At 49.5% G+C, this 13,180-nt stretch carries 14 protein-coding genes; 6 read left to right on the top strand and 8 right to left on the bottom strand.

Going from position 1 to position 13,180, the window contains the following annotated elements:
* Positions 1–65 precede the first annotated feature (65 nt).
* From VFO10_RS07590 to VFO10_RS31385, 3 genes are read left to right on the top strand one after another with little or no spacing between them, the layout of a single operon-like run.
* Entirely contained in the window at positions 66–383 is a 318-nt protein-coding gene (locus tag VFO10_RS07590; RefSeq protein ID WP_325138668.1) for a transposase, read from the top strand.
* An 11-nt stretch (positions 384–394) separates the two neighbouring features.
* Entirely contained in the window at positions 395–1,174 is a 780-nt protein-coding gene (locus VFO10_RS07585) for an IS3 family transposase (RefSeq protein WP_325138670.1), read from the top strand.
* Positions 1,161–1,256 carry an IS3 family transposase gene (locus VFO10_RS31385; protein WP_414697016.1) on the top strand — a complete coding sequence of 32 codons (96 nt, stop codon included), beginning with the start codon at positions 1,161–1,163 and terminating at the stop codon, positions 1,254–1,256. Before VFO10_RS07585 ends, VFO10_RS31385 begins: the two co-directional genes overlap by 14 nt.
* A 372-nt stretch (positions 1,257–1,628) precedes the next feature.
* Here the strand turns inward: VFO10_RS31385 and VFO10_RS07580 are convergent, their stop codons facing one another.
* From VFO10_RS07580 to VFO10_RS07560, 5 genes are all read right to left on the bottom strand, one after another.
* Positions 1,629–2,666, bottom strand: a complete 1,038-nt coding sequence (locus VFO10_RS07580) for a hypothetical protein (RefSeq protein WP_325138667.1) — start codon at positions 2,664–2,666, stop codon at positions 1,629–1,631.
* Positions 2,667–3,985: 1,319 nt separating this feature from the next.
* Positions 3,986–4,741 (bottom strand): hypothetical protein, encoded by a 756-nt coding sequence (locus tag VFO10_RS07575; RefSeq protein ID WP_325138665.1) that lies wholly within the window; start codon positions 4,739–4,741, stop codon positions 3,986–3,988.
* A gap of 61 nt (positions 4,742–4,802) precedes the next feature.
* A complete protein-coding gene (locus VFO10_RS07570) occupies positions 4,803–5,690 on the bottom strand; it encodes a Hint domain-containing protein (RefSeq protein WP_325138663.1) in 888 nt (295 codons plus the stop codon).
* An 11-nt stretch (positions 5,691–5,701) separates the two neighbouring features.
* Positions 5,702–7,375: a hypothetical protein gene (locus VFO10_RS07565; protein WP_325138661.1), complete on the bottom strand. Its 1,674-nt coding sequence runs from the start codon at positions 7,373–7,375 to the stop codon at positions 5,702–5,704.
* Between the two features lie 105 nt (positions 7,376–7,480).
* Positions 7,481–8,812, bottom strand: coding sequence for a hypothetical protein (locus VFO10_RS07560; protein ID WP_325138659.1), 1,332 nt, complete (start codon positions 8,810–8,812; stop codon positions 7,481–7,483).
* Between the two features lie 249 nt (positions 8,813–9,061).
* Here VFO10_RS07560 and VFO10_RS07555 point away from each other — a divergent pair, with 249 nt between their 5' ends.
* Both VFO10_RS07555 and VFO10_RS07550 read left to right on the top strand, forming a co-directional pair.
* Entirely contained in the window at positions 9,062–9,787 is a 726-nt protein-coding gene (locus tag VFO10_RS07555) for a hypothetical protein (protein ID WP_325138657.1), read from the top strand.
* Positions 9,784–10,200: a hypothetical protein gene (locus VFO10_RS07550; protein WP_325138656.1), complete on the top strand. Its 417-nt coding sequence runs from the start codon at positions 9,784–9,786 to the stop codon at positions 10,198–10,200. Before VFO10_RS07555 ends, VFO10_RS07550 begins: the two co-directional genes overlap by 4 nt.
* Before the next feature lie 104 nt (positions 10,201–10,304).
* Here VFO10_RS07550 and VFO10_RS07545 read toward each other — a convergent pair whose 3' ends face one another.
* The gene (locus VFO10_RS07545) at positions 10,305–10,667 is read right to left on the bottom strand and encodes a DNA methyltransferase (protein ID WP_325138655.1); all 363 of its coding nucleotides are present in this window, start codon (positions 10,665–10,667) and stop codon (positions 10,305–10,307) included.
* A 17-nt stretch (positions 10,668–10,684) separates the two neighbouring features.
* Between VFO10_RS07545 and VFO10_RS07540 the strand changes: the two genes are divergently transcribed.
* On the top strand, positions 10,685–10,861 hold the full coding sequence (locus VFO10_RS07540) for a transposase (protein ID WP_325138654.1): 177 nt from the start codon (positions 10,685–10,687) through the stop codon (positions 10,859–10,861).
* A 389-nt stretch (positions 10,862–11,250) separates the two neighbouring features.
* Here the strand turns inward: VFO10_RS07540 and VFO10_RS07535 are convergent, their stop codons facing one another.
* Together VFO10_RS07535 and ricT are read right to left on the bottom strand one after the other, a co-directional pair.
* Positions 11,251–11,847 (bottom strand): thymidine kinase, encoded by a 597-nt coding sequence (locus VFO10_RS07535; protein WP_325138653.1) that lies wholly within the window; start codon positions 11,845–11,847, stop codon positions 11,251–11,253.
* A 30-nt stretch (positions 11,848–11,877) separates the two neighbouring features.
* A complete protein-coding gene (ricT, locus tag VFO10_RS07530) occupies positions 11,878–13,161 on the bottom strand; it encodes a regulatory iron-sulfur-containing complex subunit RicT (protein WP_325138652.1) in 1,284 nt (427 codons plus the stop codon).
* Positions 13,162–13,180: the final 19 nt, after the last annotated feature.

The raw sequence follows: 13,180 nt of genomic DNA, 5'->3' as shown, positions 1-13,180 counted from the left end.
TGAAGTTACCCGGATTCCGTGGAGCCATCTGTTAAGATGAATCCATGAATATAGGGAGTCTAACTTTGAAGCCAGAAAAGTCTGCCAAATCAAAAAGTAAGCGTCGCACCTTTTCCCCCGAGTTCAAATCTGAAGCGGTCAGGCTTGCCCAAAGCCCAGGTCAGTCCATAGCCATTGTGGCCAAAGACCTTGGGATCAGTGAGGGCAATCTCCGCAACTGGATCAAGCAGGACGCTGTAGACACCGGAAACGGCCCTGCAGGCGCGCTAACGACGGCCGAGAAACAAGAACTTGCTGCGCTTCGTCGCGAGAACAAGGAGCTTCGTATGGAGCGCGAGATCCTGCGAAAGGCCACAGTCTTCTTCGCGAAGCAGCAGATGTAAGGTTTTCCTTCATCGACGCGGAGAAGACAAAATACCCAATCCGAAAGCTGTGCAAGATTTTCAGCGTATCCGAGTCCGGATTCCATGCCTGGAAATCGCGTCCGGAGTCGTCGCGCTCCAAAGAGAACCGCGTGTTGAGCCTTCACGTGAAAGCTGAGTTTGAGGCGAGTCGAAAAACATACGGAAGTCCCCGAATCAAACTGGAGCTGGAATCCAAGGGCGTACCTGCAGGTAAACATCGAATCGCACGGATCATGAGAGAGTCGGGAATCAGAGCTCGCAAGCCGAAGAAGTTTAGGGTTACGACTCAGTCCTCCCACAAGCTGGAGCGAGCGCCGAACCTGGTCGAAAGACGTTTCGCGGAATTTGGATCGGCAGCAAATCGTCTGTGGGTAACGGATCTGACATATGTGTGGACGCAACAGGGATGGCTATATCTTTGCGTCTTTCTCGACGTTTATTCGCGGAAAGTCGTAGGTTTTTCAGTCGAAGATTCGATGGAGACGAGAATGGTCAATGAAGGGCTTAAAATGGCGCTAAACAGGCGACAAATAAAGGACGGGCTTATCATCCATTCGGATCAGGGAATCCAGTATGCAAGTCGTGAATTCCGGGATCTGCTCGGCGTGTTCAAGGTCGTCCAGAGCATGAGCCGCAAAGGCGATTGCTGGGACAACAGTATCGCCGAATCATTCTTCGCCACCATCAAGCGAGAACTGATCGACAGGCAATCATGGATCAGCAAGGAGCAGGCGAAAACGGCAATCACAGAATGGATTGAATGTTTATAACCGACAGCGTCGGCATTCATCGATAGGAGGCGTGAGCCCTGTCGAATACGAAAGCTTGACAAGCGCTGCTCGCGTGGCCTAAGAAAAGGCTCTACGAAATCCGGGAAATTCCACCTCCTCTCCAACAACAAATACCTTGATTTCTCCGCTATCAACTCTATTGATTAGAAGTTTTTTAAGCGAATATGGATCGTACAGTTTATAAGACAAGTCGGATGTGGATTGGTTTGCAGTTTTTCCACAGGAAACAGCAATTACAGCAGCTAAAGCGAATAGGGCACTAGATCGTAGGCGCATGGATACTCCACAATTGAATGATGACTAAATTTTTCTGGTTTAAGGCTCTCTTGATCCGGCGCAGATCAAGAGCTTTAGACTTGGGGGGAGGCCGGGTGAGTAACTCTCACCCTTTGCCCGATTTGGCTGAACCCTCCATTGCGGAGCGATGCTGAGCTTAAGTCTTCGGAACAAGAGTAGTGATTTTAAGTTGGTACACCAACTCTTCTTCAAGTGCTTTGTCATCATGCACCACAGAAATCGAATCGACTGGGTTGGCGAGGCTAAATTTCAAAATAAGGCACGTTGAGTCTCTTGCATTCTTGAAAACGCCCTCGACTACTCGGTTATGTTTGCCATCTGACGATACAATTTTTGAACTGTATTTTGCGTCAATTTCAGCGCTTGCATACAGCCCCAGTTCTTGCTTTTCGACGTCTGAAAAAGCATCCTTGAAAACTTGATTTTCGCATTCACCTGTGAACGCTTCACCTAGTAGCTCATTTTTTTTGCCATCAATGGTAAAGAAAATATCATTAGCAGTGCCAGTTTGGATTCCATTTGATTCTGTAAAATCCATTCCATCGCTCAAGGCCGTCACAAGATATGTTTGAATACGCTGGACGTTGAAATGTACGAAGGTGAATCGGTTAAAAGAAATGCCGTCTGCAATACTTTTTAAATATCTGACGACATCACCGTCATCTGCCAAGGCGGGCAGGCTTTCGGAACTGCGGATGGTCATCGTAATGCAAGAATTGAATTTTTCAGCGGTTGCGATAGCAGAGAAGGCCTCGAAGTTTGCACCTTGATTCTTCAGAAACCAATTGATTTCGTTTGGCGTCTTGCCGCCTGATTCTCCAGCAGTTGGAGCTACTTTGTAATTTTCGCAATGGTCCTTGACAAATTTTGCAGCGAAATTTGCCTTTGTACCTTTGGAGTCAATAATTGCAGAAAAAGGAATCTCACTGCTTTCAATCAACTTAGTGAGCGAATCATCATCGGTCCAAATATACGATTTTAGTTTGTCACCGGTCGGAATTTGCAAGGTCCAAGGCCCAACGCCTACAAACGAACCTTCAATTTTTTCGGGATTCCACCGTTCAATGACGGTTTGGTCAGCTTCTTTTTTCTTGCTGTCTTTGTCACTTCCGCAAGCTGAAGCGAGTAGGGCGCATGTTGCAGTTGAAACTAGTAGTGCTGTTTTGATTTGCATATAAGCTATCCCCTCGTTTTACAAGAATTCATCACAGGTTGGGTCACCATCGAAATTCGATGTTCCTGTCCAGTCACATGAAATACGTATCGTTTTTGATTTCCAAGCATTCTCGCAAGCATTTACGCAGTCCCACAGACTCCAAGGAGAACCAGGGCCTGTCATACACATACTGTAAAGGTTACTGCTACTGCAGTACTCGTGCATCCCAATCTCAGACGCCTTTACCACAAATGACCCGTATATAGGAACGGCATTTCTGCCTGTAACTCCTTTTCCCCGAAGCGGGCCATTTGACGCGCCTGCGTGACAATATAAGCACGCCAATCTGCGATGATCTTTAAGAAGCGTGCGGACTTGGAGGGTGTCCCAAACAGGTTTACCAACATAAAACGTTGCTGGAGCTGGTAAACCATGATTCCAGGCATCTTGCGGAAGATCACATACTTCAGGAGCGTCTTTGATCCACTCTTCAAAACAATATGCCCACGTTAGATTGCCAGTAACGTGCACACCAGGTTCGGGCCTGGCCAACAAATCCACAGGTGCTGGCATTATTTGGCAGAAGGCCGATGATTCATGCATGAAAAGAATCATAGAAATTGGGATAAGAAAGCGCAGACTCATTGGCTAGTCCTATGTATTGTTACATTATCAAAAAACGTTAATTCCCAAGCGCTGTCTCGCATTCCGGGTCACCGTCGAAGTTGGAGAACCCACTATACTCACACGTAAATCGCACGACCTGCTGCTGCCAGGCTTGGGTACAGGCTGCAACGCACTGTTCTGGGGTATATGAAGGCCGCCCGAAAATTATGTCGCGTGGGGTGCAAAGACCCTCCGCCATAGGCCATGCGTTATAACAAGGCCCACCTGGACCGAGTATAGCGCCAGTAACAACAAAAGAAGCATTCACCGGAACAACGTTCGTCGCTCTGCCCGTTCCTCTGAGAGGGCCGTTGGAGTTTCCAGCTCGACAGTAGGTGCAAGTCAGTTTTTTCCGCTGCCAATAGCCTGCGGTGCGTAAAGCTTCCTGGTTTACTGGTGGCCCGACCCAAAACGTGTGATTTTGCCCGCGCTGTGCATCCCAACTGCCATCAATAGGGTGACTGCAGATTTCTGGCGAAGACCCTGCATGCTCGCTATCGCAATAAGCGAATTTGATTCCTGAGTTTTCAAGGACTCCGTGCTGAACAGGACCCAAAAGGTCCGTTGGGATAGGCCTGGACGACGCATTTCCGCCGATCATTAAAGACCCGAGCGATATCAATGCAAAGACAAATTTTTTCATTAGCGCCCCCTTCCTACACGCCGATTCTCTAAATCAGTCTGGATACTCTTTGGTAAATGTCGTCCTTGGAAAATCCCGCGAGAGCCAAACCCGTCTTAAAATAGGAAATGTACGGCCCGCGCTTTTCTTTATCAACGCTGGTTAATATAAATTCCATGGCTTCTTCCGGCTTATATCTGGCGAACTGCTCGAATGCCTGCATGGTTATATTTGCGGTCGATGCTTGCTCCGGGGATAGCGTTGAGCTGTAGGTCAGGGGCCGTGTTCCGATGTCGCGAAGGATTTCCATGGCAAGCGGCCAGTCAGTACTATTCCGGCTAAAATAAGCGAGCGTATCAATCAAGGTTACCACCGTATCGGCACCCTCCTTTGACTTCACTAATTCTGGACTCTCCAGGATAATTCGACGACCCGCATCAGCAAAAATTCTCTCTTGATATTTGTAAACAACACCCTGTAATTCATTCATTTTGTCGGAATCAATTCTGCCCGTCATATTGAGTTCTTTGATGTGCTTGTGAACGATCGCAACTTCTTCCTGCTCTTTGTTGGTCAGTGGCTCGAAGTCCACAATCCAATTCTTCTTTTCCGTCTCGCGGTGCTCGAAATTTTCAATATTCTTTGATGCAAACGATTCTACGGTTTCCCTGCTGACTTTAGCCTGGGGAGCCGCCGTAGGTTTTTCGATAGTTTCTGATGACTTTGCGAAATGCCACCCTATAGCTGAAGCAGAAGCCACCATAGAGCAAACCAAAAGATTTTTTGTTTTTCTACTCATCATCACTTTATAGCCTCAAAAATGGGTAACAGGGGAGTCCCCCCGCTACCCTAAGTGGGATTGTTAACTATTCAAGAATCTGAATATTCTCGACTCTTTGTGTGCGTTCATTTAGGAAGTTTTGCAGATAAAGGTCGCCAACGAGGATGCCGTTGGCTGTAATCACGTGATCGAGGACCCTTTCACCCATGGTATTGATGTTGTAGACAAGGTTGTTCTCTTTAGGAAGCTTGTAAGATTCAACCCGTACCACAGTCCGACTGGTTCCGTCCTTCGCCACGAATAAATCGCCTTCTTTAACTTCGCGGGCGACGCGCAATTCGTATTCGCCGTTGACGTTCAAAACCATCGGATGCTTTTCTGTAACGCTGATAGACTCGCCATTGTCAGTTGTGAACTTGAACACCGGCTTCTCCTCAGGGCCCACGGTAAATGCACCGCGCGTCAGCCATGGTGAAACTGTATATTCAGGCGAGAACATTTCCGCTTGTGTAATTAAACGGAAAGGGTCCGTGTTTGCCGACTCGTAGAGCTCCAGGATGGTTTTCGATCCGGACGTGGTATCCAGAACAACATCCGGGGTAAAGCACCCGCACATGCACCTCATTTGTTTCACGCCACCTGTGAGAGTCGGGTCGAGGTTGGTCTGCAGGAAAAAGGCGCCTCGTGGAACATTATGGTCGCCGAGCACTTCTTCCACGCCACCGCCTCCAATTTGGCAATGTTCTTCCTGGAGGGTCCAGCACCTAACAGCTGCCTCATCGGTATATCCAGCTGCAAAAGCGTCTGGAAGTCGACAGATTTTGTCAGCATCAGTTTTAGGTTGGGTTAAAGCCTCGTCATGATAAGCTTTCCCGTCCTTACAATATCCCCAGAATTTATCGCTTATGGCAAACGCATTGGACGCGTAAACGACTGCAAGCAGAACTAGGAGCTTGGAAAAGACGTATTTCATTGTTCATTTCCTTATTTTGCTGATTCAAGAATACGACGTATGAAGGTCCTGAGTTCCGAAGGGACATTCAGGTCAAGCTTCTGGCCATGAGGCTCCGCTGGATGCATTGAGACAAAGAGGCATTTACCGGCCGCTTGTTTCCTGAATGCTGCTTCCAGGAAGAAAGAATAATCCCCACCGAAATCGTCGTTGCTGAACCGAATCCCATAGTCGTTGCTTGTGATAATTGAAAGTGGCGAGGACGAGCTGATAATCCCAGCATATTTTGTGCAGTCTATTTCAGAGACATATGTCACAACACGGACCATTTCCCCCGTATTTGTCCTCAGGGCAATTCCCTGACGATCTTCCAGAGTGCTGTTGCCGTTGATAACCTTTTGGACGAATGCACTGGCGTCCTTCGGATATCCGAAGGACCAGGAGCCAAGGCGTACATCTTTAAGGTCGGACATGGAGCTGCGCAGGGCCAGCTTTGACCTGTCGTAGGGTTTAATCCCGGATTCTGCGGCCTTGGAGTATGAAATACAGCTGGTTGGTGCATCGAAGCAAACCAATGAAACGTCTCCAAGAACGGCTGCGTTGTTGAAGGTTATGTCCTTGATGCTTGTTATGGATTCGAGCTGAGCTTCCTCAAGATAGTCCGAATACTTTCTAAGGATGTCTGCTGCACGCTGGTAATCGACAAGGTTCTGCTGATATTGGGCTTCGATTTCGCGGCGTTTCGCTTTGGTCAATGCATCAATAAACTGATAGCCGCCTGAGGGAACCAGTTCATCAAGGCCCGATTCCTTATAGTTCTTGGTCAGAAAGCGAACAGGAACGAATGCCGCATCGTTGGTCAGCTGGGCCGGGACGCTGGTCCTGGCATATCTGATGGCCTGGTTGTAGAGATCAAAGCAGGGCTTGGGGTTAGCCAGAGTACATTCGACAACATTGTCGCTCAGGAAGGACGTAAGCTGGATAGGGTCACCACCGACCTGTCTCGCTCGAATCGAGAGCTTAACCGACTCTTTTTTCTTCTGGTCGATTTTGTTTAGTTCACCTTCGATTTTGACAATGTCGATATTCTCTTTGCCCACAGCAAGCTTCAGCTTTCCGCCAATATCTGTTTTGTCGCTATCGTTCAGGAAGTCAACCTTCATGGTCACAAAAAAGGAAGCGCCATAGTCAACATTTGTGATGAATTCGTCGCCGCAGCGTTCCTGGAGCTGGGCTTTATCGCCGTTGATAAATTGCTGACCTTTGTCCGCGACCCGGTAAGTATTCTCGTCAAATGCGACACGCTTTTTGGTCATCTGCCAGTTAAAGACAAATGTGGTGGATGAAGATGTAGCAGCGTTTTCTTTCGCATATTGCGCGCCAAGGCCTGCCCTGACTGCCGGAAGATTCAGGTCAGCGCTCAGTTTTCCCTGGGTCTTGTCCAGAAAGTCCTGATAGGAAAGATCGTAGTCGAGAACGAAGTTACTGTCGCTTACGAGACTTTCCTTGATATTACCAGTGGCGCAAGAAACGTTCAGGGTTTTTACCCGCCGGGTATCATACGCTTGACCTAAAAAGGAATAGGCAAAGGCGTCATTGGACAGCGTGGAATCCTTCAAAGCAGAGTGCTCGTTATTGTCATCGTTGGAACAACCTGCAACCGCAGCGCAGGCCAGCACAGATATCAAAATCTTCGACTTTCGCATTGAAATTTCCTTACAAATGTTGGTGTTTCAGATAAATTAGGCAACACTCCGTCGATTCACCTCCGCATGGTGGCAAATTGTTAATTTGGGCATTCCTATCGGGTCTTAGAATTCACATAACCAGGATTCATTCGGACCCGAAAAGTCGCATCTGTCTATCCGGCCTGTGACGGATTCAATTTCATCGTTCAGACGATTAAGCTTACTCGTCAGACTCTGCGCCGTTTCCCCGGCAAATATCCCGGAGTGGAGTCGAGCCTCGGTCTTTTCCTTTTCCGCCAGAAGGGCAACAAGACTTCTTCTATAGGCCGTGATTGCAGCGTTCTTGAACGAAAGGGAGGACGTTTTCCAGGTATAGGTGGGAAACTGAACGGGAAGGTAAAGCTCATTGTATGGAGTTGTCGTTATGTTGAGGGCAGCCAATGAATTCACGTTTGCCGAAGCCACAGAATCCTTAAAGCCTTCCCGTGCATAGCGTACCAGAGCTTTGTATGTATCGGCGCAGGCATCCGGATTACTCAAGGCACAGTATTTTTGTCCATTAGCAAGTATGGACCGAAGCGCCGACGTATCTCCTCCATATTGATAGGCGTCAACGTTCAGAACAAACTCTTTTGTGATCTCTTCGGACTCTGAGACCTTGGACTTTTTACTAACTGTGGCTCCCAAAACTTCTGCTTTGACTTTGGATTTTGAATATTTGTACTCGCTGGTCCCTACATAGACGAAACGCGCGACGATACTCAGATGGGCTCCAAGGGTGGCCTCGTTCATCACGGACGAACCACAAATCTCCAGAATTTTGTCAGCTGGCCTGGACAAAGTGCCTTGCCCAAGGGCTGTAAGGGTTGGCTCCTTTATTCTCGCCCTGGATTTCGCGTAGGTGAAATTTAGAAAGGATGACATTCCGGTCTGTTCATTGTTTTTTGTTTCAATAAACTGCATGCTTCCCGACGCCCCAGCCACCAGGAGGTTTACGCTTCCTTTGACCTTGCCAGACATGCTTGAAAAAGTGGTTTCTGCCTCCTCACCTGAGCTGAATTCCATAGAAGCGATTTCCGCAGGCTGTAGCTCGATTTCGCCGGAAACGCAGCCTGGGACGATGGTTTTGGTTGAGTCGATGAATCCCTGACCAATGCTTGTGACCGTTGCATTTTCAGGCATCACCAGGACCGAGGCCTGAGAAGGTGAGGTGACGACGATAAGCATGTGGGCGAGAGCAAACATGGTGTTTTTGAGGGCCTTGAGGAAGGATTCCAAAGTGTATAGGTGAGATCTGGGATAGGACTCATCAATCGTCATCGGCAACTCCCGCTTTCTTATTGACCGCAAACCATCGCGGTTAACGAGGGGATAGCCGAAGGCGAAATGATTGGACAAGCGCTTAAGGTGAGCCTGGTTCAAATGCTTAATCTGGTGAAGCGGAATCGTGCTCAAGGGATGTGCTCCTGGCAGACTTCGGCACGAAATGGTTCAGAAATTTTTATTCGATTGAGTAATGACATAGCGTCAAATGTAGCAAGACTTGATGTGATTTAACCAATTGCTTATACCAAAAAAAGATTATTAAACCGCTTTGAAAACGTTTTCTCTTTCAATTATTACCCATCGCGAGCTTTTTGTTTTCTCCGTCAACTGCAGACCTGCTATGAAATTCAAGTCCGAACACTAGTGGGAGCACTCAAGATGGCGCATGAAGCGAGCGTGTATTTGCGCGATGAAATAAAGAAATTTATTACTGCACGAGATGAGAGCTTGCGTTGGTTCTCAAAGCAATGCGGGGTGGATTATTCGACCATCTACCGTTTGAGTGCTGGGGAACAAAGAACCATTGGTTTTAGTAAAGCACATCGTATTCTTGCTGTCCTTAAACCTGATAATCATCTTGAAAAGCTTGCCGAATGGTTTCCCCATGAAACAAAGGAAATCCTGGGTGTTGGTGAGAAAATCGCTGCTGAACGCATTGCGATTGTGGAATCACTTTCCGCCGATTATTCCCTTTTTAAAGTTTTCGTTTTTGCCGCAACGGTTCCCGAGGCCAACAAGGAAACTGTTTTAAAGCAGTTTGGCCTGGAAGGCGGCGCCCTCTTGGAGACTCTCCTGGAGATTGGTGCACTTAAGGAAGAAAACGGTCGATATATCGACTGCATCGAAGGCACAGTTTACCCGTCTGAGGGCGCGGCAAAGAGGATAGCCGGCTACAATGTAGCCATGGTTTCGCTGTCATCTCCAGCTTCGCTGCTTCTTAACCTTCGGGCAAGCCTCAGTACGGATGGACTGAAAGCTTGGTATGCAGCTGGAATCGAATACCGATTGAAACTGCAAACCGTTGCTGCGACAATGAAAGGTGATATTTTGGCAGTTGCGTCTGCAATTTCTGGAAGCGCGTCTTTGACGGGGGCTGAACAATGAAAAGTGTATTCTTGGTGTCACTTAGCCTGATGGCGTTTGGACAAGTCTTTGCCGGTGGAAATATCGGGGGTGGGACGCCCCCGGCGATGCAAGACGCTCTTGCTCAGCTTATGAGTGTGGACCTTGGAAGCGGTGGCCTGTTCGTTGAAAAAGACAAACTAGGCCTTGCGGTCAAGGGCAAGCTTAACCCCGAATTGACTGTATACAAAGCGAGGTTTATGCCCCAGTCCATCCGCATGTCCGAAGAAGATTTTTCAACTCTGTCCCTGAAGAAGGGCGACATTGATGCGGTCAACGTTGAGGGTGTGAACCGATCCTACAAAGTCGAGGATGGAGAAGCCCTTGATACACTTACGCTGAAAGATCGGCGCGAACTCATGCGTGAAGCCGCAGGTAAATCCTCCCTAGACTAGATTTACAGACAAGTATCAAAGGGGACAAATTGTGGTTATGGCCCCTTATTTCCAGCAAATGTCGCTAACCGATGCCATGGAGCCCATGCCCTTGGAAAAAGCCTTTAGCCTGCCCCGGATGGTTTAAGGACATTCCCCCCGATCGCAAATACCTTGCCGACAACCTTCGCCTTGAGACGGTAATGATTCTCCAGGCGCGCGATGAACTTTTCACAGAAGAGCGGTTCGATCTCGACCCCGAGTGCCACGCAGCCCGTCTCCTGCAAGGCCGCAAAGATCACTCCCGAATCGGCAAAAGGATCGTAAATGACATCACCTTCGTCAGTGTGATTCAGGATCGGACTGGTACAAATTTCGATCGGCTTTTGAGTAAGGATGCATACGGTCCTTTGCGGGCGGGACCTCAGTTTCCCAAAGCGTCGTCTGAAGTGGTCCCATCTTACCGGACACTCTGATGACCCAACCAAGTATCAGGGAGGACAGTATGGGCAAGCAGAAGGATCGCAGGTCATACAGCGAAGAGTTTAAAGCTAATGCCGTGAAAATGTCACTAAAACCCGGAGTGAGTGTGAGCCAGGTTGTTGAAGAGCTTGAGTCGGCTACCTTTCCAGGTGGCGAAGCCAAGCCCGCGATAGCCAAGACCAAGCCTCCGCGGAAGTAGACGCCATTAGCGAGAATGCGCGGCTCAAAGATGAAAACGAGCGCCCCAAGATGGAGCTTGAAATAATAAAAAAAGCGGCCATCTGCTTTACGGCCAAAAGTAGAGTAGTATTCGTTCATCAAGGTTCAATCCGCGGTCTATCCGATCCAGGTCTTTTGCTGAATACTCTATGTATCCGAAGTGCCTATTACGAATGGCTTGAAGGAACAACATCCCCTCGCGCAGTTGCCAACGAGGCGCTCCGTAAAGCGGTCTACACGGCTCATGAAGCCCCACGCGGCACTTATGGACGGAGGCGGATAGCCCTCCAACTGGTGAAGGAAGGTACGTCTGGCGGGGTTACTGTACGTAACGCCCGCGCAGGGAAATTTTCATCGGAAAGCTGAGCATTAAGGAGATGGCGAAGCGGACTCTGGGAGAACTGTTTGAAAAGCCTTAAAGTAACAGTCGCAGCAGGTCGGCAGATATTTTTCCTCGGTCCCAAGCTCCACCGTCGGACCCGCCTGGGTCGGGCGTCCATCCAGAAGCTTCATGTTAAAAACAGCCTTTTTATTGCAGAACGCGCAGGTGGTTTTGATCTCCTCCAGCGCGTCGGCCAATTCCATGAGACGCTGCGCTCCAGGGAAAAGCTGGGTGCGAAAATCAGTGCGCAGGCCGTAACAGATCACAGGGATATCGAGCAGCCTTGTGACCTGCCGCAGTTCCTCGATCACGCGTGGAGTTAGAAACTGGGCCTCATCGACCAGTATGCAGTGATATCCGTGCAGCTGGCTCAATTCAAGCCGACTCGTCTCATCCACCAGAAGATCCGCATCCCGCGTCAGTCCCGCCCGAGAGCGGATGACCTCGGCACCGAAGCGGGTGTCGATTCGTGGTTTGATGAGATAAACGCGTTTATCCTGCTGCTGATAAGCATGGGCGACCGCGAGAAGATTCAGAGTCTTCGCGCTGCCGACCGTGCCGTATCGAAAATAAAGTTTGGCCATGGTTTCTTCTGTCTTTCTGCTTTCTGACCGTTAACTTGCGCCGCCATCACCTTCACCACCCGAAGGCTCGCCTCCACCATTTCCACCCTTGTTTTCAGCCTGACCGCGCGGAATAATCTTCGGCGCGATCTTGGGACGATCACCGTTCGCTTGGCCGTTGGGCTTGGGCGCCTGGTTCTGCTGCGGCTGTCCATCACGGGGAGGACGCGGTTTCTTATTGGGATTCGGTCCCTGATTGTTTTGCGGACGCGGACCCTGATCGCGGCCCTTGCCTTTGGCTTCACCTTCAGGACGGGGACCTTTATTCGGCCGGTTATCCCGGTTTTCCCGCGGCCCATCACGACGAGGCTGCAAAGGCCTGCGCGGTGCCTCGCGCCCATGAATAGGCTCGGCTGCGGATTCGCGCTGCTGAGCGACTTCTTCACTGTCATCCAGCGCCGTGATATCACCATCGCCCATCAGTGAACCAAAGTCGAGGTCGCTGCCCCAATCATCATCCACCACACCCTGGCGAGCATCAACGACTTCCAGATCCCGAATGGGAACCGAGCGCTGCTCACCGCTATCCAGCTCGACCAGCATGGTCTGATTCAAAATATCGCCTTTGATGACATCACCGTAGCTATCATCAACAAGCTTGACCCGAGCCCCTTTCGGCAAAAGTTTCTGCCTAAGGTCGGAGTAGGTTTCATCTTCATAAGTCAAACAGCAAAGCAGCCGTCCGCAGCCACCCGAAACCTTGCTCGGGTTCAGCGCCAGGTTCTGATTCTTCGCCATCTTGATGGAAACAGGCACAAACTCCCGCAGAAAACTGGAGCAGCAGAATTCCCGGCCGCAGATCCCGATGCCACCCGACAGCTTCGCTTCGTCCCGCGCACCGACCTGTTTCAGTTCGACCCGTGTTTTCAAACCACCGGCAAGTTCCTTGACCAGCTCACGGAAATCCACGCGTCCCGGTGCCGAGAAATAAACGATGACCTTGTTGCCACCAAATTGAATCTCGACGCTGATGACCCGCATCTCAAGATTCAGATCCTTGATTTTTTGCTTGGTGAATGTCTCTGCGAATTCAGGAGTGAGGCGACCCGAGGAATCCCGGTCCTTGCGTGAGGCAATGCGAACGATGGGCTTGAGGCTTTCATTATTGAGTTCGGCCTCCATATAGGCCACTCGCTTGACTTCCGCCAGGCTGGGTCCGCGCTCGGTCTCCACCACAACCCGATCGCCGATGCTCAGGCGGAAGTCCTTGGCATCGAAATCATATATTTTGCCGGCTCGTCGAAACTGGACACCGACAATATTTATTCCATTCATCGATCGATTCCTTGTTGCG

This window comes from Oligoflexus sp. (assembly GCF_035712445.1).
In the GTDB taxonomy this organism is placed as follows: Bacteria; Bdellovibrionota_B; Oligoflexia; order Oligoflexales; family Oligoflexaceae; genus Oligoflexus.
The sequence above is the reverse complement of the archived record's forward strand: the minus strand, read 5'-3'. Positions and strand labels throughout refer to the sequence as shown.